The 20,021-nt window shown below is 58.8% G+C and carries 20 protein-coding genes and 4 pseudogenes; 11 read left to right on the top strand and 13 right to left on the bottom strand.

What is annotated here, in order from left to right; all coding sequences use genetic code 11:
• Nucleotides 1-104 precede the first annotated feature (104 nt).
• From KDB76_RS29535 to KDB76_RS29495, 9 genes and pseudogenes are all read right to left on the bottom strand, one after another.
• Entirely contained in the window at nucleotides 105-545 is a 441-nt protein-coding gene (locus KDB76_RS29535) for a CBS domain-containing protein (protein ID WP_038409884.1), read from the bottom strand.
• Nucleotides 546-688: 143 nt separating this feature from the next.
• A complete protein-coding gene (locus KDB76_RS29530) occupies nucleotides 689-1,030 on the bottom strand; it encodes a Rieske 2Fe-2S domain-containing protein (RefSeq protein WP_038409885.1) in 342 nt (113 codons plus the stop codon).
• Nucleotides 1,027-1,344, bottom strand: coding sequence for a YciI family protein (locus KDB76_RS29525; protein ID WP_038409886.1), 318 nt, complete (start codon nucleotides 1,342-1,344; stop codon nucleotides 1,027-1,029). The genes KDB76_RS29530 and KDB76_RS29525 overlap by 4 nt, the downstream gene beginning before the upstream one ends.
• 3 nt (nucleotides 1,345-1,347) lie before the next feature.
• Nucleotides 1,348-2,220 (bottom strand): dioxygenase, encoded by an 873-nt coding sequence (locus KDB76_RS29520; protein WP_038409888.1) that lies wholly within the window; start codon nucleotides 2,218-2,220, stop codon nucleotides 1,348-1,350.
• Between the two features lie 68 nt (nucleotides 2,221-2,288).
• Nucleotides 2,289-3,356: a maleylacetate reductase gene (locus KDB76_RS29515; RefSeq protein ID WP_038409889.1), complete on the bottom strand. Its 1,068-nt coding sequence runs from the start codon at nucleotides 3,354-3,356 to the stop codon at nucleotides 2,289-2,291.
• An 8-nt stretch (nucleotides 3,357-3,364) separates the two neighbouring features.
• A complete protein-coding gene (locus KDB76_RS29510; protein WP_038409891.1) occupies nucleotides 3,365-4,828 on the bottom strand; it encodes an aldehyde dehydrogenase family protein in 1,464 nt (487 codons plus the stop codon).
• Between the two features lie 93 nt (nucleotides 4,829-4,921).
• Complete coding sequence (locus KDB76_RS29505; RefSeq protein ID WP_038409892.1) at nucleotides 4,922-5,941, bottom strand: hydroxyquinol 1,2-dioxygenase; 1,020 nt, start codon at nucleotides 5,939-5,941, stop codon at nucleotides 4,922-4,924.
• 51 nt (nucleotides 5,942-5,992) lie between these two features.
• Nucleotides 5,993-6,487: a hypothetical protein gene (locus KDB76_RS29500; protein WP_038409893.1), complete on the bottom strand. Its 495-nt coding sequence runs from the start codon at nucleotides 6,485-6,487 to the stop codon at nucleotides 5,993-5,995.
• Nucleotides 6,488-6,653: 166 nt separating this feature from the next.
• Nucleotides 6,654-7,010, bottom strand: a pseudogene (locus KDB76_RS29495) (hypothetical protein); the annotation flags it as partial.
• 434 nt (nucleotides 7,011-7,444) lie between these two features.
• Here KDB76_RS29495 and KDB76_RS29490 point away from each other — a divergent pair.
• The 3 genes from KDB76_RS29490 to KDB76_RS30035 all read left to right on the top strand — a co-directional run bounded on the left by KDB76_RS29490 (nucleotide 7,445) and on the right by KDB76_RS30035 (nucleotide 8,650).
• The gene (locus tag KDB76_RS29490) at nucleotides 7,445-7,966 is read left to right on the top strand and encodes a cupin domain-containing protein (protein ID WP_049870827.1); all 522 of its coding nucleotides are present in this window, start codon (nucleotides 7,445-7,447) and stop codon (nucleotides 7,964-7,966) included.
• Nucleotides 7,967-8,045: 79 nt separating this feature from the next.
• Nucleotides 8,046-8,291 (top strand): hypothetical protein, encoded by a 246-nt coding sequence (locus tag KDB76_RS29485; RefSeq protein WP_038409896.1) that lies wholly within the window; start codon nucleotides 8,046-8,048, stop codon nucleotides 8,289-8,291.
• A 35-nt stretch (nucleotides 8,292-8,326) separates the two neighbouring features.
• A complete protein-coding gene (locus tag KDB76_RS30035; protein WP_080708174.1) occupies nucleotides 8,327-8,650 on the top strand; it encodes a hypothetical protein in 324 nt (107 codons plus the stop codon).
• Here the strand turns inward: KDB76_RS30035 and KDB76_RS29480 are convergent.
• Nucleotides 8,581-11,091: pseudogene (locus tag KDB76_RS29480) on the bottom strand (Tn3 family transposase); the annotation flags it as partial. The gene KDB76_RS30035 and the pseudogene KDB76_RS29480 overlap by 70 nt on opposite strands.
• Between KDB76_RS29480 and KDB76_RS30030 the strand changes: the two are divergent.
• From KDB76_RS30030 to KDB76_RS29455, 5 genes and pseudogenes are all read left to right on the top strand, one after another.
• Nucleotides 10,984-11,274: a helix-turn-helix transcriptional regulator gene (locus KDB76_RS30030; protein WP_249206257.1), complete on the top strand. Its 291-nt coding sequence runs from the start codon at nucleotides 10,984-10,986 to the stop codon at nucleotides 11,272-11,274. The pseudogene KDB76_RS29480 and the gene KDB76_RS30030 overlap by 108 nt on opposite strands.
• Before the next feature lie 14 nt (nucleotides 11,275-11,288).
• Nucleotides 11,289-11,624, top strand: a complete 336-nt coding sequence (locus tag KDB76_RS29470) for a hypothetical protein (RefSeq protein ID WP_000741275.1) — start codon at nucleotides 11,289-11,291, stop codon at nucleotides 11,622-11,624.
• Nucleotides 11,625-11,647: 23 nt separating this feature from the next.
• Nucleotides 11,648-11,974: a hypothetical protein gene (locus KDB76_RS29465; protein WP_000091614.1), complete on the top strand. Its 327-nt coding sequence runs from the start codon at nucleotides 11,648-11,650 to the stop codon at nucleotides 11,972-11,974.
• Nucleotides 11,971-12,342, top strand: coding sequence for a hypothetical protein (locus KDB76_RS29460; RefSeq protein WP_023294894.1), 372 nt, complete (start codon nucleotides 11,971-11,973; stop codon nucleotides 12,340-12,342). The genes KDB76_RS29465 and KDB76_RS29460 overlap by 4 nt, the downstream gene beginning before the upstream one ends.
• 39 nt (nucleotides 12,343-12,381) lie before the next feature.
• Nucleotides 12,382-13,206 (top strand): annotated as a pseudogene (locus KDB76_RS29455) (MFS transporter); the annotation flags it as partial.
• A 24-nt stretch (nucleotides 13,207-13,230) separates the two neighbouring features.
• Here the strand turns inward: KDB76_RS29455 and KDB76_RS29450 are convergent.
• The 3 genes from KDB76_RS29450 to KDB76_RS29440 form a co-directional block, all read right to left on the bottom strand.
• Nucleotides 13,231-14,307: an ArsO family NAD(P)H-dependent flavin-containing monooxygenase gene (locus KDB76_RS29450; protein ID WP_038409898.1), complete on the bottom strand. Its 1,077-nt coding sequence runs from the start codon at nucleotides 14,305-14,307 to the stop codon at nucleotides 13,231-13,233.
• Between the two features lie 82 nt (nucleotides 14,308-14,389).
• Nucleotides 14,390-14,779, bottom strand: coding sequence for a Tn3 family transposase post-transcriptional regulator TnpC (tnpC, locus tag KDB76_RS29445; RefSeq protein WP_038409899.1), 390 nt, complete (start codon nucleotides 14,777-14,779; stop codon nucleotides 14,390-14,392).
• Entirely contained in the window at nucleotides 14,776-17,793 is a 3,018-nt protein-coding gene (locus KDB76_RS29440; RefSeq protein WP_038409900.1) for a Tn3 family transposase, read from the bottom strand. The genes tnpC and KDB76_RS29440 overlap by 4 nt, the downstream gene beginning before the upstream one ends.
• Before the next feature lie 235 nt (nucleotides 17,794-18,028).
• On the opposite strand from KDB76_RS29440, the gene KDB76_RS30120 reads away from it, so the two are divergent.
• The 3 genes and pseudogenes from KDB76_RS30120 to KDB76_RS29425 form a co-directional block, all read left to right on the top strand.
• Nucleotides 18,029-18,154 (top strand): hypothetical protein, encoded by a 126-nt coding sequence (locus tag KDB76_RS30120; protein WP_024100024.1) that lies wholly within the window; start codon nucleotides 18,029-18,031, stop codon nucleotides 18,152-18,154.
• A 252-nt stretch (nucleotides 18,155-18,406) separates the two neighbouring features.
• Nucleotides 18,407-19,711 carry a PAS domain-containing methyl-accepting chemotaxis protein gene (locus KDB76_RS30115; RefSeq protein ID WP_038409901.1) on the top strand — a complete coding sequence of 435 codons (1,305 nt, stop codon included), beginning with the start codon at nucleotides 18,407-18,409 and terminating at the stop codon, nucleotides 19,709-19,711.
• 20 nt (nucleotides 19,712-19,731) lie between these two features.
• Nucleotides 19,732-19,994: pseudogene (locus tag KDB76_RS29425) on the top strand (Tn3 family transposase); the annotation flags it as partial.
• Nucleotides 19,995-20,021 lie beyond the last annotated feature (27 nt).

Genomic DNA, 20,021 nt, shown 5'->3' with positions numbered 1-20,021 from the left:
AGCCATGGTCGGTGTAGGCCGACAACGTTGCCCTGGTCAGGTAGCGCTTAAAAACAAACCCCTGAACGTATGAGCGTTCAGGGGTTTGTTTCTTTCAGGGCCCATCAATGCCCGCGAATGTAATGCTCAAGCTGGCGGATCAGTTCAGCCTGCTCCACCGAGGCTTCTTTGACCAGATCACCGATCGACAACAGCCCGATCAACTCGCCGTCCTCGACCACCGGCAAGTGACGCAAATGGCTTTCGGTCATGATGGTCATGCAGTGCTCCACACACAGGTTGGCACTGACCGTAATCACCGGAGAGTTCATGATATCCCTGACCGGAGTTCCCACTGAAGAGCGTCCCTTCAATACAACTTTTCGGGCATAGTCACGTTCGCTTACAATACCGACAACTTGGCCATTCTCTACAACCGCAAGCGCGCCGATATTCTTATCCGCCATCAACTTCAAAGCATCCAGCACCATTTCGCACGGATTAATACTGTGCACTTTCTGATTCTGCATGACCTTCAATTTCAATAACTGCGCCACTGTCTTCATATATTAATAACCATTAATTCGAACACATAAAAAAACTGTAGGAGCGAGCTCTGCTCGCGATGGTCGTTAACGATAACGCGCACTTAATGACTAAACGCGGCGCTCTCGAGGCCATCGCGAGCAGAGCTCGCTCCTACAGTTAATCAGTTGTTTGTTTCCAGCATGACGACGCGATCAACCAGGCGTATTGGCACTGACTCCAATTGAGCCCCCTTGCAGGGCCCATCCACGCACTGGCCATCTTCAAAACGAAACATGGCGCTGTGATGCGCGCACATCAGTATCTGGCTGCGATAGGTGCAGAACGTCTGTGGTTGAAAATTCAAGGGCACGGAGAAGTGCGGGCAGCGATTGACGTAGGCCCAGACACTGTCGCCCCGGCGCACCACCACCAGGCCTTCCGGGTGCGGGTGCTGCGGGCCGGGCAGCCCCAACGCCCCGCCCTCTTTGATGTCATCGAGCTTGCACAGGACCCGATCGTTCATAGCAGGCCGCGCAGTTCGGGGTTGCCCAGGCTCCAGTTCCAGGGACGGATCTGGATACTCGCAAACAGCCCGGCCTGAACATAGGGATCGTCCTGCAGGAACGCTTCCACCTCCGGCAAGCTAGCGGCCTCGATGACCAGCAGCGTGCCGTTCATGGCCGTGCCCTCTTCATCCAGCGTCGGGCCGCCAAGGCGCACGACGACGTGATGCGCATCGGGTGAACGCAAATGCGCCTGATGGCTGGGCCGCAGGCGCTGACGCAACGCCAGCCGATCGGGATGATCGGTGGCAAATACCGCAAAAAACTGGCCCATGACTCACTCTGCCTCCATGACGAATTCGTAGCACGCCCGCTTGAATGGCACCTGCATGCCCAGGTCGGCGGACAAATCATCGTGGCTGACCCGGTCCTCATAGATGACCTGCAACGAATGTTTGACGCCGAACACCGCATCGGAATCCAGATACGGATCATCGTGATTGAACAGGTGAGTTACCAGCTTGCGATAACCCGGCGCGTCGATCATGAAATGCAGGTGCGCGGGCCGCCATGGGTGCCGGTTAGCGGCATCGAGCATGCGCCCGACCGGGCCATCGGTGGGGATCGGGTAGCACACCGGGACAATGGTGCGGATCGCGAAATAACCGTTGGCGTCGGTACGATAGCGCCCTCGCAGATTGCCGAACGGCTGCTCGGTGTCCTGCCCGGAATACATGCCGTTTTCGGCGGTTTGCCAGACGTCCAGCACCGCATCGGCCAGAGGCTTGCCCTGAGTATCGACGACGCGCCCACGAACCAGCGCGGCTTCGCCGGGGGTGAACGCCATGTTTTCACCGAACTCGCGCTCGGGCATGCCTTCGATGTAGAACGGCCCGAACACCGTAGTGTCGGTGGCGCTGGCACTGTGTCGATGGTTGATCGCATCGACCAGCATCGACACCCCGAGGGTGTCCGACAACAAAATGAATTCCTGACGCACCAGGCCATCGCATTTGTGCCCGGTCTCGGTCAGGAAACGAATGCCCTCAAACCACTCCTGCTCGGTCAGCTCGACTTCACTGACGAATGCGTGCAGATGGCGCACCAGGCTTTGCATGATCTGTTTGTAACGCGCGTTGGGCGCGTCGTTGAAGCTGTCCACCGCCTTCTCGGAGATCCGCGATTCGATGGCTTTGTCTTGATCGGTCATTGTTGTTATTCCGATAGGTAAGTACATCGCGTCGCAGCGCCAGCGCCAGCGACGCTCATTTGAGCCGATCAGGCCGGTGGCAACCCTTTCCAGGCGCGGGTCAGCAAGGCCTCGATCGGCGCTTGTTCGAACGGACGCGGGTTGTAGTAAGGGCTGGCACAGGCGATCTGCGCGGCTTCGGCCGGGCCGCTTTCGGGCATGCCGATGTCCGCCAGCGCCAGGGGGATGCCCAGCTTCTGGTTCAGTGCGTACAACAATGCACCCACCTCGCTGGCCTCGCTACCGCCCAAGGCACGGGCGGCACGTTGCAGGGGTCCCGCCGCCGCTTCACGGTTGTAGTGCGCGGCATGCGGCAGAACGATGGCGTGGGCCTGGGCGTGGGGCAGATTGAAGGTCCCGCCCAGCGTGTGGCACAGCTTGTGGTGCAAGGCCATGCCTACCGATCCCAGGCAAATGCCCGCCAGCCAGGCGCCATACAGCGCCTGGCCGCGCGCCTCGGGGTCATCCGGATTGTTCACCACGCCCGGTAGCGATTGCGCCAGGGAACGAATCGATTCTTCGGCCATGAAACCGATGATCGGGTTGGCGTCCTGGGCGTACAGCGCTTCGACCGCGTGGGCCATGGCGTTCATGCCCGAGCAGGCCGAGATCTGCGACGGCAGGGTCAGAGTCAGTTGCGGGTCGTAGATCACAGTCTTGGGCAGGACTTTCGGATCACGGCCGGTTTTCTTCAGGCGGTTTTCGGTCAAGCCATAGATCGGGGTCATTTCCGAGCCGGCGTAAGTGGTCGGCACCGCCACGATCGGCAGCCCCGAATCCATGGCAATCGCCTTGCCCAGGCCGATGGTCGAACCACCGCCGATGGCCACGCAGCAATCGGCATCCAGGCGAGCGGCTTCGACCCGCGCCGCCTGTGCCACTTCCAGCGGCACATGCATCACCGCGTGCGGGTAAACGCCCGCCGCGCGATCGCCGAGCAGCGCCGCGACCTGTTCGCCCAGATCCTGCTGTTCCGGTGTGGTCAGGATCAGCGCCCGCCGCGCGCCCAGGCGTTCGATCTCTTCAGCCAGCGCCGAGAGCTTGCCCCAGCCGAACACCACACGGGTCGGCAGGCTTTGGTAAATGAAAGGATTCATGGCAGGCCTCAGCGCTTGAAGTGGGGAGCGATCTTGGCGTCGACGTTGACCCAGACCGAGCGGGCCTCGGTGTAGTCGTGAATCGCTTCGAAGCCCATCTCACGGCCATAACCGGACTGCCCGACACCACCAAACGGACTGCCGGGGCTGACGCGTTTGTAGCAGTTGATCCAGCACATGCCGGCGTGGATGGCATTGGCCATTTTATGCGCCCGCGCCAGGTTCTGCGTCCACAGGCCGCTGCCCAGGCCGTATTCGGTATTGTTGGCGATGGCCAGCGCTTCCTCGTCGGAGCTGAAACGCACCACGGTGACGAACGGGCCGAACACTTCTTCCTGGCAGACCCGGTCTTGCGGCTTGGCTTCGACCACCGTCGGTTCGACATAAAAACCGTTGGCCAATGCTTTGTCGTCCGGCGCCTTGCCGCCAGCCAGCACCTTGCCGCCCTGCTCGATGGCGATATCGATGTAGCTCAGTACACGGTCGCGGTGCAGTGCCGACGTCAGCGGGCCCATTTCGGTTTCCGGGTCCATCGGGTCGCCCAGGCGAATCGACTTGGCCAGAGCGATGAAACGCTCCAGGAACTGATCGGCGATGTCTTTGTGCAGGATCAGTCGCGAGCCGGCGATGCAGGCCTGCCCCTGATTGTGGAAGATCGCCCACGCCGCGCCATTGACCGCCGCTTCGATATTGGCATCTTCGAACACGATGTTCGCGCCCTTGCCGCCCAGCTCCAGCTGGATGCGCTTGAGGTTGCTCTTCGATGCTTCGACGATCCGGCGCCCGGTGGCGGTGGAGCCGGTGAAGGCAATCTTGCCCACATCGAGGTGTTCGGCCAGCGCCTGTCCTGCGGTATGGCCGTAACCCGGCACCACGTTGACCACGCCTTTGGGGAAACCGACTTCGGTCATCAGCTCGACGATGCGCAAGGTCGACAGCGGGGTGATTTCCGAAGGCTTGATGACAATGGTGTTGCCCGCTGCCAGCGCCGGGCCCATTTTCCAGCTGGTGAACATCAGCGGAAAGTTCCAGGGCACGATCTGCGCTACCACGCCGATCGGCTTGCGTTGCACGTAGTTGAGGAACCCGGCGTCCACCGGAATCACCGAACCTTCGATCTTGTCGGCCATGCCGCCGAAATAGCGGAAGCAGGCGGCGGTGCGTGGCACGTCGAGGCCACGGGAATCGCGGATCGGGTGACCGGTGTTGAGGGATTCGAGCTGCGCCAGTTCTTCGCTGCACTCTTCGATCCGGTCCGCCAGCTTGAGCAACAGACGCCCGCGCTCGGCGGCACCCAGCGCCGACCAGGCCGGAAATGCGCGTTTGGCGGCGGCCACGGCGAGGTCGACGTCGGCCGCTTCGGCGGCGGCAATGCGGGTGATCAACGAACCGTCATGGGGCGAGACGACGTCGATGGTGCCACCGGCGACGGCGTCAACGAAACGGCCATCGATATAGAGCTGATTTTGCATGATATTTTCCTCGCACCGCGCCCGGGGGCGCAGTGTCTGACGTCTTCATTCTTGATCACATGGCCCGGTCTGCGCCGGGCCAGACACCCATTACTAGAACTCGATCGGGTAAGGCTTGAGTTCACCGCTTTCGTACAGGTGCGGCAGGTTCGGCGTGGCGTTTTCCCAGACCATCAGCATCGAGCGTTTGGTGGAGTAGCCCTGGTGACGGATATCCGCAGGCATGGCGCAGACGTCGCCGGCGCGCATGGTGATGCGGGCGCGCGGGTTGCCGTCGTCCTTGTCACCCACGTCCCAGACGATTTCGTCGGACATCTGGATGAACCACTCGACCCGGTCATTGCCGTGGAACACCGGCAGGATGAATTCTTCGGTGGTCGGGCAGAACAGGCTGGCCTTGCACACCGAGGTCACCGACGGGTTCCAGGTGACGTCGGAGCGCGACAGGTACTTGAACAGGCTGAAGGCGTGCAGTTCGCCTTCGAAGCCTTCGGCGGCATGAACTTCCGGCTCGTCCTGGGACACGTCGGCAAACTGGCGATTGACCGGCAGATCGTTACGCAGCGGCGAGTCGTCTTGCAGGCCAGGCATGCGCTTGGTGGCGATGCGGAAGCGCTCGATGCATTCGAGGTTTTCGCCATTTTTGCGACCGAACGCCGAGCCGGTTTCTTCCGGTGCCGCGAACGGGTCGAAGGTGGCGTTGGTCCAGTCGCGCAGGATGGCCTTGAAGGTGGCCATGATCAGCGGTGTTTCGAAGTTTTCGGTGTAGTTGACACCGGCCGCCTTGAGCGTGCCGTTAAAGGTGCCGGCGTACAGGTCGACCTTGCCGTAGTAGTTGCGGGTACCGATGACGTGGTCGAAGTTGACCCAGCCGTAGAAAAAGCCCCAGGCCACGTCGCGCATCAAGGCTCGCAGGAAAATGTCGGCGGGAATCAGGTGCGAGCGGGTTTCGCCCTTGGCAGGCCAGGTGATGCGGGCAAAGTACTCGTCGCGCGACAGTTCGAAGGCGCCGAGCTGGAAGGAGCGATAGCCGGTGACGGCATGGGGTGGACTGGCTTTCACATCATCGTCAGCGAAAGCGGCAGAGTCGACAGCGGATTCAAGCATGGCCATGGCGGAGTTCCTTTTGTTCTTGTGAAAGCGGCTGTGAGGGACGGGGGCGGATTACTTGAGACAAATCTCTGCCCACTTCTCGACGGACAGCGGACCCTTGATGGTCTGTTGCAGGATCACGCCCGGACGGCTGGCTTCGAAGCGATACGCGCTGCCTGCGGGCAACAGGCACTGGTGGCCGCGCTTGAGCAGTACGTAGCCCATCGGTTTGCCGACCGGCAGCTCGCCGGCCAGATGCGTGCCCTCGCCGTGTTTGGAGGGCGCGTCGAGCTTGAGGAACTCCACACGGACCTCACCGTCCATGACGATGGCGAACTCATCGTGCGCAGCGGTAAACCATGGCGACTGGCCTTCGGCGCGCAGAGTCTCGACGACGTAGCCGAGGTTCAGGCCGACCACGACTTTTTCGTAGGGTTTGGAGTTCTGAGCGACTTCAAAGATGTTCGAAAATGCATAGTGACGGGCCTCGCCACTGATGATCTCCACCGTGCCTTTGCGGAAGTTATCCAGCGAGGCGAAGACCGTATTGACTGCAGCGTTACTCATGATTTCACCTTTTTTGTTGTAATGCGGTGAGATCACGGTACGTCGCGTTGATGAGGGGAACAATTAGGCGCCGGCCGACAATTGTGTTTGCGAAACGCGAACGATCAACAGCACAGACACCTGTGGGAGCAAAGCTTGCTCCCACAGGTTGCTCCCACAGGTTTGATCATTGTTTGACGGGGTTTTGCGCTTTGCCGAGTTTATCGACCAATCCGAATGCCGCATCGATCTCCTCTCGGAATGCCTGTATCAACGGTTCTCTCGACCGGCCGTTTTTGACGATCAAGGAAAACTCGGCCGTGGAGCCGATGTAATTGCCAGACAGGATCAATATGAGTTCGGCTTCCATGCTGTCGATGGTCGCCGAGTAGCGCGTGAAACCATGACGCATGCCCTCGGAGTTCGACCAGTAACCGCGCTTGATCAATGCGTACTCCGTGACATCCTCGATCGAGCAGTCCTTGAGTGCAAAAAGCGGGTGGCGATCACTGCAATACAGCCAGTGCTGTTCGATATGGAGCGGGATGGCGACTCCGTGCTGCTCGACGTGGCGGCGCTGGGAAGAGTGCTACCCCGGCTCCACCGGGCCCGATAACGCCCACCTGACGTTCGACACTCTGGAGTCGGCCATCGTCGCCGCGAAATGCGCCCAGGGCATCGCACTGGTCGACGCCGTGCTCACCCGCTCCTGGACTGGCTGGAACAGGGAGTGACCGAACACAACTCCCTGGAGGGGTGAACTCGCTCGCGAATGCGTTCACTGATGATCAACTGTGGGAGCGAGCCTGCTCGCGAAGGCGGCGTGTCAGGCGATAGTGTTGTTGCGTGTGCCGCCCCCTTCGCGAGCAGGCTCGCTCCCACAGGGGGAATTGCGGCCGATTGAACAACTGCTGAATATTGAATGTCACTGATAAATGGTGACTCTCACAGGCGATGTTCAATACCGGAGGATGTTCCATGATCAGATCGCAGGCGGTGGATGCCCCCGTGCAAAGGCTATCGTTCGAGCGCAATGGCTGGGTGCCTAACAACCCTCGCTTACCGGTGCTCGTTTACATCAAGGCGATTGCCGCTGATCGGATCGACCCGGCGGCGACATTCGAAAAAACCTTCAGCGCCAATGGCTGGCCGCCGCAATGGCGATACGGCGTCTACGACTATCACCACTACCACACCCAGGGCCATGAAGTGCTGGGCGTCGCCAGCGGTTACGCACGCCTGATGCTGGGCGGTCCACGGGGTCGGGTCCTGGAAGTCAGCGCCGGCGACGTCTTGCTGCTGCCCGCCGGCACCGGTCACTGCAATGTCGAGTCCAGCGAAGACTTTCTGGTCGTCGGTGCCTACCCGCCCGGCCAGCATGCCGATATCTGTCGCGAGGCGCCGACACCACAACAATTGGAAAGCATTCATAACTTGCCGTTTCCCCAACAGGACCCGGTGCAGGGTTTACAGGGTGCGCTACAGCGTTATTGGGTTTGAATACGGCATCAGTCCGTCAGTGTGCGTAACTCATCCCGAACCCGTCTGACCCGATCGTAGCGGGCACTGCTGGTGCCAGATGGGCGATACGCAGGCCCACCGTGACCTGGTCGGGAAAGGTGACCGAGGAAAAAAGGTGCAACTGGACTCGACGATCAAACCGATGACCGGACTGCTGTCGATCTCCAGCGTGCCCGTCAGGTCAGTCAACGATAAGGTCCGCGCCAGGACTTCAATCCACTGTGGGAGCGAGCCTGCTCGCGAAGAGCTTGCGAACAACGCGTTCATCCAGACAGCACGCGCGCTCATGTGCAACAACGACTAATCTGAGTAAACGCAGCTTGCCGCAGGGGAACCGGGATGACCCGTACCACCGCACGCCAATGCTGGTCATGGGGCCTGCTGTCCCTGCTCGCCATCGGCCTTTCGCTGACAGCGGCCTGCGCAGGCAAATCGGCTTCGGCTCGCTATACAGCCTCGAACATCGGCTCCAACTGCTACGCAAAAGCGCTGCCCACCGTCGGCGAGGGGGGCCTCGCCTGGGGCGACACGTTGAGCATGGCGCGTAAAAAGTCCCTGAATGGGGTTGTACGCCGGAATCCCAGAAATTTCCGTCAGCCCAGCTCCAGTCCCGCCACGAGCGCATCCAGGTCGATGAACTTGCCGTCAGTCTGGAAGGTGTAATGCCCGTTCAGCAGGATGTGCCGCCAGGCCGCTGGCGACATCTGCGTGATCAACGCCAGCGCCTTGGCATTGCCAGCTGCCTCGTACTTCGTCAGCAGCAGGGACAGGATCGCCGAGTTGTAGAAGATGATCGCGTTGCCGATCAGCCTGGCGCACTGGTTGCTGATCTCGATTTCGATGTCGGTGCGGCCGGTCAATTCCTTCTTCCCACCGACTTGGGCGATGGTCGAGCGTAGCTGGTGATAGGACTCAATGCGGTTCTGCGAGCGGTGAACATTACGCTCCAGTTGCGGGTCGCGCAGGTAGCGCAGTGTGTAGATACTGCGGATGAGCTTGTCGAACTCGAAGATTGCGCGCCGCGTCGGGTTCGGCGCCGTATAGGTGCACAGCTTGCGGATCAGCGTGCCCTGCGTCATTTCCTTCAGGCCCAGTGTGGCGACGATTCGGTCGATGTTCGCCTTCTCACCGACGATGAGTTGCCGGTCGATCTGGCCAGCCGGCCGGATCAGGCATTTCTCGTACAATGCCAGATCATCGGCGCAATACAGCTCCTGCAACTGGTCGTCGAGGTCGGTGAAGCGCGGCTCGAAACGAAGTCCGAACCAGTGCAGGATGGCGAAGTTGGCCTTGTTGATGCTGTGCATGTCGCCGGTGATCGCGCTCGGCACGATGTCCGACGTGTTGCGGTACCAGATGTCGAACACGTGGTGAGCCTCGTACTCGTGTGCGCCTATCAGGTAGCCGTTCAACGGCACGTGATTGCACAGCAGCGTGTAGGCGACGACGCCCTTGCCGCGGCCGAAATATTTGCGCGAGTAGCGCGCCTTCACAGTTGGTCGCTCGACGCCGAATTTCTGCCCATCAACGGCACCGTACAACGAATCGAGGTCGAACGAGTAATGCGGGAAGATCGGCAGTGCGGCGATGGCGTTGCTGATGCAATCGTTGGCCACATGTAGCGTCGCCTGGCGCAGGTACTGCTGGTAGGTACTCTCCAGGACGTGGTACGGGATGTCGCTGGTACGTGCCATAACCTGGTTGCCGTGGTTCATGGCTTGGGCAATGATCACCGCCATCAGACTGTCGGCGTCGGCTACCTTCTTCGCATAGCGTGGCTGCAATGGTGTCAGCGCCGACAGGAACTGGCACTGGCCGTTGACGAAGCGAAACACGTCGGCGACATCGCAGTATGGCAGTTGCTCGTAGAGAGCTTGCTCGCGCGCCTTCTGGTTCTCCCCCTTGGGCTTGCGCCAGGTCAGTCTCTGCGTGTCCTTGTCGTATTCCAGGTGCGTCAGCTTGCCCTGTTTCAGCTCGCGATTGAACGCCACCCATTGCGCACGCAACTCGGCCGCCAGTGCATCGAGCTGGGCACTGACCGGCTGCCGCAGGAAGGGGATGTCCATCTGCGCGAGCACGGCGGCTTTCTCGTCCATCGAAACCAACTCGTCGGACAAATGCCGGTGCTGCAAGCTGTCGTCAATGTAGAGCTCGCCCGCCTGGAAGCGTTTCCTGACCTGACGGTAAAGCCAGAATTCGTAACGATCGGCATGCAGGCCTGTCGGCGTGCCTTCGGCATCGAACATCAGCAGGTACGGACGCAAGCGTTTCGGCAGCGTTGCCGCCGGACATTCGTCGAGTGGCCGTTGTGATAGGCGCTGCTGCTTGGCGAACACGCTCTTGGCCCAAGTCAGCGCCGCGAGCCATGGGTTATCGGGGGCCGTGCCGGCGAAGTCGAGCGCGACGTACAGCGGCCGTAGATGGCGTCGAATGCGTTCGGCCAGGCCGTCCACCGCCTGCCAGTGCAGCGCCAGTTTGTTCAGTGGCTTGACGCTCATGCGCTGCGCCGTGTTTTGCAGCAATTCCCTGGACATGATTTTGTAGGCGCGTTGGCGCACCTCGCCGAACGGCGTCGGATCGGCCACGCTGTCGTCCACGTACAGCGACAGCAGGCGGCCAACCTGCGGCGTTTCCTGATGGCGTCGCAGCTGTTCGGCGACAAAGGACTGTTTCGCACCCGTGCGGCTCTCGTCCTCAAGTTTTTTCATGTGGAAGGCCATCGCGTCGACCAGGTTGTCGGTGAGCTGCCGGTAACGTACCCAGGCATAGCACAGCAGGTAGAGCCGGGTCTGCTCCGCCTTCAGGTGGCGCAGGTCATGGACGGTATAGAAGTTCGCCAGGCTCGCGTAGTACAGCAGGTTCTGCTGCGAGATGCCGAGCTTGGGCAGCAGCGCCTTGGCGATCCCGTGCAAGGACTTCAGCGTGGCGCGCTTCTCGCGCTCCCCTGCCATCTGACGCCAGCCGAAATCTTTAGCGTCCTGCTTGAGCGCTGCCAGTTGAGACAGGGTGTCGTCACGCACCAGGAGCTGGCCCAGCGCAGCTTTGGCCGATTCGTCCAACACTTCTGCCAGCAAGCCGCCCAAGCGCCTGCGTTCGGTGGACAGCAAGCGGCGGCCAAACGCATGGGCATCCCGCAACCGAAGGTGTCGGGCATGATGCGCGGCGACTTCACCAATCTATCCGAACGCAAGCTGATGGATTGTCTGAATCGCCTCGGCTACGACATCGAAATCAAGGTACGGCCAGCAGCCGAGCCGATCGGGCATCTAACGCTCGCAACCGCTTAATCGGAGCTCTCCTGATGGCAGCCCGCATCACCGACGACGAATGGGACGAACTGACTCCCGAGAATTTCGATACCACGGCACTGCTGCGTGCAGTCGATGCCGTGGACGTGCTGCGCGGCGATTTGAATGACAGCGCAGACGGCGCACCTCCGCAACTGCGCACCGACCTGTTGAAGCTGCATCAACTGGCAATGGCCGCGTTCAACGAGGGATCACGCAGCCGAGTGGCTGAGCTATTTGATCTCGCCGTGGATCTTCAGGATCAGGTTGATCATCTGATGACCTCGCTGGAACAAGTGCAAGAAACCCTGTCCCGGTTGACGGCGCTCTACCCAGAAAGCCTGTCCTGAATGTTCTTGGAGACAACCACATCATGAGCCGCAGCCGCCGCAAAACGCCCATCGTTGGGCACACGACCTGCCGTAGCGAGCGCGAGGACAAGAAACTCTGGCATCAGCGCTGGCGAACCCACGAGCGCACCGCGCTGGCCAGCGCGTCGCCGGAAGCTCTATGCGCCCATCTGCCTCTACTGGAAAACCAGGTCAGCAACGTCTGGTCGATGGGTAAGGATGGCCGCTCCTACTGGCCCATCAAGCGCCAGGCCGCCACGGCGGATCGCATTGCCAACCACAAGGGACGCAATCCGCAAGAGCGCGCCTCCCTGAAAAAGCGTCTGCTGCGCAAGTGGATGAGCAAATGAACCTGTCCACCATCGAGGCGCTGGCTATCGCTTGGGCGCGAATCGCTGAAGAAGCAGAACTCCCAGCCGGCTACGAGGGCACGGCGACGCCAGAGGCGCATCGGGCCTGCGAGGTGATCCAGGAGCGGATTCGAGAGCACGTCGTCGCCACCAATGACATGCGGCTGTTCGGCCTGCTGCACCTGCTTGGGCAGGCGTCGCTGCGCATGGAGCAAGCGCTGTGGCCGGAAGAATATGCGCGGATGACCCGCGAGGTCGAGGAAGCTCTCCGAGAGGCCGACGACCCCAACGCCAAGTCGTACACCCACGAAGAAGTCATGCGGGCGATGCAGGAACTCATCGACCAAGCGCGAGACAAGCCATGTTGATCGGCTGACGGAAATTTCTGGGTTTCCGGCTTACAACCCCAACAAGGCACGCTCTACAAGTGGGTGGCGGTCCTCACCGGCTCAAAGAACGCGTTGAAAGGGGTTGGCTTCTTTCTCGGCGGTGCGTTGCTGGCATTGATGGGCTTCACTGGTGCAGTGCTGGCGATGGCCGCCGTACTGGCCCTGATCTGGATAGCCAGCCTGTTCCTGCTGAAGAAAGACCTGGGCAAGGCCAAAGCCAAGCCCAAGTTTCGCGACATCCTCTCCAAGAGCCGGGCGATCAACATCCTCTCCGCGGCCAGGTTGTTCCTTTTCGGTGCCCGTGATGTGTGGTTCGTGGTGGCCTTGCCGGTCTACCTGAGCACCGTTTTTGGCTGGGACTTCTGGCTGGTGGGCGGCTTCTTGGCATCCTGGGTGATCGGCTACGGCATCGTGCAGTCGTTCGCCCCGAACATCACCGGGAAAAAACGTGGTCATGTCCCCGATGGGCGAGCTGCTTTTGTTTGGGCGTCACTGCTGGCTGGCTTACCTGCGGCTATTGCCCTTGGTCTTTCGGCGGGGTTGTCGCCTCAGGTTGTGCTGCTGGGTGGGCTGATGCTGTTCGGCGTTCTGTTCGCTGTGAACTCGTCGCTGCACAGCTACTTGATCGTCAGCTACGCCAAGGAGGATGGCGTGTCGCTGGATGTGGGCTTCTACTACATGTCCAACGCGCTGGGGCGACTGATCGGTACGTTACTCTCGGGCTGGGTATTCCAGGCTTATGGTCTGGAGGCCTGCCTGTGGGTTTCCAGTGCGTTTGTGCTGGCCGCTGCGCTGATTTCCATCGCCTTGCCCAGGCACCTCGATGCGGCTCCGCAGGCCTGATCAAGCGGCTCAGAGCGGAGGCCCTCAGGCCTCCGCCGTTGCCAAAAACTGTTCGATCTCGGTTGCGGTGCTACGTGCCGTACGGGTCACCCCGATCAGGGTTGCTGAAGCCGATCCCGTCCATTCGCCATAGCCCACCAGCCAGAGCCTGGGTTCGTGGACGGCGCGAGTCCCCTCAACCTCGACTCGCCCCTCATCGTTGATCAGCCCCAGGTTGGTCAGGTGGCCCAGCGCGGGTTTGAAGCCGGTGCACCAGATCACTGCATCGACCATGGTCTCCGTGCCATCGGGCCAAACCACACCATTACGGGTGAAGCGTGTGAAGGGGCGAACTGCGTGCAAGACGCCACGTTCACGCGCTTCGACCACGGGCGGTACCATCACCACATCGCCCAGCCCGCCCACTGGTTGTTCGATGACGCGACCTTCCTGCAGGGCTTTCCAGCGGTCGGTCGCTCGCTCGAACAACACACGACCATCGACATCATCGGGCAGAAACAGCGGCTCGGTGGGCGTCACCCAGGTGGCGTCGGCCACTTTGGAGACCTCTGCCAGGATCTGTGCCCCGGAGTTTCCACCGCCTACCACCAGCACCCGTTTGCCTGCGAACGGCTGGGCCTCGACATAGTGGGCCGAATGCAACTGCTGGCCGCGGAACAACTCGGTACCCGTATAGTTGGGGATATGGGGATTGCTCCAGGTACCAGTAGCACTGACCACTGCCTTGGCATCCCAATGCCCTTGCTCGGCATGGACGCGCAGCGCGCCATTGATGCGTTCGACCGAGGTGACTCGCACTGGTCGCTCGACCGGGAACTGGTAACGCGCCTCATAGCGTGTCAGGTAGTCGATGACGTGATCACGCTTCGGGTAACCCTCTTGAACTGGCGGCATCATCCAGCCGGCAATCGAACTCCAAGTCGCCGGCGAGAACAGTCGCAAGGAGTCCCAGCCATGACGCCAAGCCCCGCCAGGGCCATCCTCGGCATCGAGCATCACAAACGACAACCCCGTACGCCGCAGAAAGTACGCGGTGGCCAACGCGGCTTGGCCGCCGCCGATGATGACTACATCCCACTTATTTTCAGGGCGAGCTTCCACTGAGGGACTCCAAACAGACCGATTGCGCAGTGTAATAGTCCGAGTCAGCCAGAACGCTGATCTATCTCAGGTAATTACCTGCTCAATTGCCTTCGCGATCTGGCAACTCATTGACTCTATGTTCTGGAACCAGATCGACCAACGGAGCGATCATCATCTGAGCAGTGCGAATCCAGGAACTCAACGTCTCGAGATCTAATAGCACTGATTCGGCTACCTCCCAGACGGAGGACTCCTCGGTCGTAACTGGCGGTAGAGTGCCTTCGATCAACGCCTGGGCCATCGTATGCAGCTTCAGCAAGTCGTCGCGTAGAGCAATCATCCCACCCATCTCAGTCAGGCTAGTGTCCAGTCGATCAACCAGTCCGAGTAGCTGTGATGTGTCGAAGCTGTTGCGCAACTTGTCCAATGCGGCGGCGTCCACCTCTCCGCACGGCGTAACGCGAAAGGATGCGGGAGGAATGTTGATCATGTGGCTCTCTCGGTATCGGCCTGGCGGGTCGTGCCAACCCGCAACGAACCGGCGGCTTGTTGAAACACCGAATCCTTGATCCAGGGCTCCGGTGGCCGATTGAGCTTGAGGTTGAACTCGCCGAAGCGTTTGACGTTGCTGGTCAGGTAGGGACTGAGGAACGATACGTCCTCATCGGTGAACTGCCAGCCCTCGCGCGCCAGTTTCTGCAGGATACGCATCATGTCCACAGTGTTCTGCAGGATCACCGACGAGGCCACCATGTCGTTGTAGCGCAGTCGCTTCTGTTGCTCGTCCGGATCGTTCTCAGCAATCACATCGCCGCCGAAGGACAACCACTTGGAGAATCCGTTGTAGGACTCGATCTTGTTGGTGTTTGCCGTGACTTCCTGGCGCAGCTCGCGGCTACCGATCCAGTTGAGCAGGAATATCGTGCGGATCACGCTGCCGAGCGCCTGTGCCGCGTGGTAGAGCTTGTTGCGCCTGCTGTAGGAACCGAGTTTTCGCAGCAGCATAGGCGAGGAAATTTTGCCGGCCTGGATTGATAGCGCGACCTGCATCAGATCCTGCCAGTGAGTTTCGATCAGGTGCCAGTCGGCAGTGTCGGTGAACAGGCGGTTGATGTGCTTGTATGATACGCCGCGATCCGGCCGGCACATCACCAGGTCGCGCCAGTTGCGGATACGCGGCATCAGGTTGATGCCCAGCAGATGGGTGAAGGCAAACACCGTGGCCGATTGCCCTTGGGTGTCCGAGTACACCGTATCGGGTTCGACGCTGAGGTCTATTTTGAGTAGCCCCTCGATCACATAGATCGCCTCCCAGATACCCGGCGGGATGAAGTGCTGGAACACGGCGATGTAGTTGTTGGCCACATGCCGGTAGGCCACAGCCCCCATTTTGCGGTAGCGGAAGTGGTAGCCGGCCAGCAGATTGTCGTCATAGAAGTCGAACTGCGTACCGTCCGCGGCCACCGCCTTGCCATCGCCCCAGAGCTTGGGCAGGTCAAGCTGTAGGTAGAGTTCCACCAACTCGCGGTTGGCCTTGTCCAGCTTCTCCAGCGAGAGGTGACGGCGATTCGTGTAGGACAGCATGTGTGGCGTTACATTACCGGCCAGATGCCGCGCGGCCTGGTTAGGGCCTAGGTTGCAGCCCATGGCGAAGATCGTCATCAGGTAGCGCTCGGCAGGCTCTTTGAGCTTCGGCTCGTTACCGGACATCGGCCCGAAATGCCGAGTGAACTGAATCCAATGCTCGATGTTGGCCATGATGTCGAGCACATGCCTGGCCGGCATGCGTTGCATGAGCGCAGTCTGTAGCGAGATAGCTGAAGGCGGGATATCGCGAGCAGTCACTCGGCGGAGCACCGGCTCGCCGGCTTCGTTGATCGATACGTCCCCTCTGCATGATGGGAATTTCTCGTCTAGTTGCTCCGCTGTTTCCTCCAGCTGGGCCTTGAGAGAGGCAACAAACTCCTTCGCTGTACCAGGTAGCCCCATTTTTTCGCAGTAGGCCGGTAGTCGCTGGAGACATTCTTCCCAGGGCAGTAACTGCTTGCGATAGTCGGCGAAGGATTCCGACCCTTGTACGCACATGTCGCCGGATCGCAGCTCACTGGCCAGGTAGGAGAAGACGCAAACCTCTAGGTAGCGCCGGTTGGTCGGTGGCCCCTCACTGGCAGGACGACGAACGACCTTGACCCAGCGCTCCGACGCAAACGACAAATCGACGAACTCGTCGATCCATTCGCGGTGTAGATTCTCGTTGTCCTGGATCAGTTGAAGTGCCTGAGTCAGCGATCGATCCTGAGTCGTGGGCTCTAGTTGGAGGAGATGGCTGAGACGGAACAACAGCGAGCGATGAGATCTGAAGTGCTTCCAGATCAGTGGCAGGTAGTTATTACCGCCGGTAGCTTGGACTTCGGCGCAAGTCTCACGCAACCGATCTAGGTTGCCATCGGGGGAGAGGTACTCCCGGATCAGGCTGCCAGCTTCCTGGTCATCCGGTTCTTGAACCAGAATCTGCACCACGCCGTCCAGGGTCGCCGCCAACTGCTCCAGCTTCTGGCGTTGCCTAGCCTGGATTTGCTCCAACTCCTCCTTGGCGCGTTTATGAATCGTCGAAATCCGTCGGATGAACATCTCGGCCAGGTGATCTCGTGTCCGCACACGCATGCGGTAAATCAAAGCCAGCATCAGCGTGTAGCGTTTCGGTAACGAGCAGTCCTTCAGCTCGGAGACGTCCGATGCTGCTGCCTGGGCAGCGAAGTGGCGGATCTTAGTATCGACGATGCCCTCAAATATAGCGTCGAGATTCCCGAAGCTTTCCAGCCAGGCCAAGTGATCAATCAGTACTTCCAAGTGCTTGCGGGAGGGCTTCTTGGGCGCCTGTTTCAGCGTATTGAAATCGCTTTGGCGCCGACCGAAGTCGGTTTCGAGCAGCTCCCTCAGCTTGTAGATCACCTCGATTGGGGCGCGAGTTACGACTAGGTTGAAGGTAACTTCCTGGGCACTCGCCAAGGCGGTTTCTGCGAGGTTGTTGAGCGTCGAATAAGCCGGAAGCTCATAGCCACGCTGAATTAGCTCATCAAGCATGGCATTGATGAGATCAACTCGCTGCTCAAGAACTACAGCGCAGTCACGTGCGATCTGCTCAGTGACCGCTAGCCCGTCGCTGCTGTAGAAAGGGGTTACCTGCAGGTACTGCCGTACCGCTGCTTGGTGCCGGTAAAGGGTGCGGGGATTGCTATAGCGCGGAGCTATTCGTGTGCCGTAACGGAGGCATTGCCGGACATGACTGATGAGTTCCTGAGGAAGCTCCTCGAACGGAACGAAATAATGCAGCTGCTGAAACACCTTTAACTGGATTGCCAGCCCAATCGAGAGCGCTGGACTCTTAGCGGTGTTGTTGACCCATTCGATCTCTGAATCAGACAGGGAATAGCTTCGATGAAGCTCCTTGGCTGGTAGCTGACTGGGCAAGACCGGATAGGCTGTTCTTTCCACCGATGCCATTGAGCACACCCCACAAGCAAGGCAAAAGCATCAGCATAGACGTCTAGCCAGACGGTGGTTGGTCAGTAAGTCATAAGATCCAGAATGACCTTTTAAATCATTGGCTTACAGAGCGAATGTCCTAATTTTTGCCTTATCTCGGCATAACCCCAAGGGAAGCCTCGATCTGAGAGGTTTTCTTGGAATCGATCCTGGGATCAATCCAGGGTACGACCAGGTCGAGTATGAGGTCGAAATGGAGTCGTCGGCGGATTCGGCGGCGCTGAAAGCATTGCACGCGCAGGTGCAGCGAACATCGCCGAATTACCACAACTTCGCGAGAGCCATTGATCTCAAGGCCAAGCTGACCATTCTCCAATGATCGAGTCAGTGTTTCCCGTGGTTGGCTGACGGGAGGCCAAACCAGATGCGCTATGACGGAAGGTTCAACCTTCCGTCATCACGTTCTCTGGAATACGCAGTGTCAATTTGAGGTATAGCTCAATATGACACATGGCTGCAAATCGCTAATTTTCCAACTATAAAGAGCTATGCTCTCAAGAAGCGGTTGCGCTAACCGATACAGTATAAATTGGGCCCCAAGTATTATTTTATTTGCACAAAGGTAATGATTATGTTTTTCAATAAAAACAAACAACTGCTGGACACAGAAAATAAGCTCTCAGAACTACAGCGGCAGCTTGATTCAATAAGTCGAAATGTCGCGGAAATCAGATTCAGGCCAGACGGGAGCGTAATCTATGCGAGCAATATCTTTCTAGAGATGCTTGGTTACAAACTCGAAGAAATAGCAGGGCAGCACCACAGAATTTTCTGCGAAAAGAATTATGCTAACACAGCTGATTATTCGCGCTTCTGGCAGAAATTGGCTGACGGCCATCCTCAATCAGGTTTATTTAGGCGGCTGCGCAAAGACGGTAACTTAGTATTGATTGAGGCTACTTATATTCCAGTTCAAAATCAAGATGGAAAAGTTATTGAAATCATTAAGATTGGCTCAGATGTCACTCAGAGAGAAAACGAGTTACTCTCACTAAGAGCCGTCCATGCAGCCATCTCCCGCTCGATGGCGGAGATCGAGTTCACACCTAACGGTGACATCCTGCATGCAAATGAGAATTTCCTCCGTGCTATGGGTTATCGCCTCAGCGATATCAAGGGTCGACACCACCGAATGTTCTGTTTCGATAATTTTTATCAAGAAAATCCAAATTTTTGGCAGAGTTTAAAGGGAGGAACTTTTTTAAGCGGGCAATTTGAGCGCAAGACCGCATCGGGAGAGACCATCTATCTTGAGGCCACCTACAACCCCGTCGTTGATGAAGCCGGCCAGGTTGTGAAAGTGTTAAAATTTGCCACCGACGTCAGCTCGCAGAAGCATAAGGCTGATGAAATCCGTCAGGCCGCAGAGCTTTCCTTCACCACCGCCGAGGAGACATCTCAAATTTCCGTGCGGGGCATGGAGTCCCTTGCTAGTTCAATTGAACTATCTCAGGGTACACTTAATTTAATAAACGGTGCGGTTATTTCGATTACACAGCTAAATGCTCAGGCTAAAGATATCGAGAAAATTGTTACCACCATCCAAGGCGTGGCAGAACAAACTAACTTACTAGCACTTAACGCCGCAATTGAAGCTGCCCGAGCGGGTGAAATGGGCCGAGGCTTTGCTGTAGTAGCCGACGAGGTTCGTCAGTTGGCAGCTCGAACTAGCAGTGCCACCGTGGAAATCCAGAATGTGGTAACTGCTAACGGAAAGCTTACTCAGCAACTGAATATAGATATGAACAGCATCGCTAGAAGCGCCGAAGAAAACAACGATCAGATCGCAACTGTAACAACTATTATGCGTGAAATCAGTCACGGTGCAGACCATGTTGCCCGTACCGTATCGACGTTGTTCAAAGACAATAGCTAGTGTCCAGTTTTAGGCAAAATCAGGATCGGAACTTCGAGCCGCAGCGCTACAGAGCCAGAAGCCCAAACTTGGTGACGGCCATCGTGCTATGGAACACGATGTATCTGGAGTGCATCACTTGGGGCTGGTCGAGGCTGGCAAGTCGGTGGGCGGCGAGCTGCTGCAATACCTATTGCCGCTGGGCTGGGAGCACATCAACCTGACTGGCGATTACGTCTGGCGGCAGAGCCGCAGGCTGGAGATCGGGAAGTTCAGGCCGCTACGATTGCCCGGAAAACCTTAGCGTACGATTTTTTCCGAATTCTGCGGG

Origin of the sequence: Pseudomonas sp. JS425, assembly GCF_018223845.1 — a bacterium.
Lineage (GTDB): Bacteria > Pseudomonadota > Gammaproteobacteria > Pseudomonadales > Pseudomonadaceae > Aquipseudomonas > Aquipseudomonas asiatica.
This window is presented reverse-complemented; position numbering and strand designations above follow the sequence as displayed.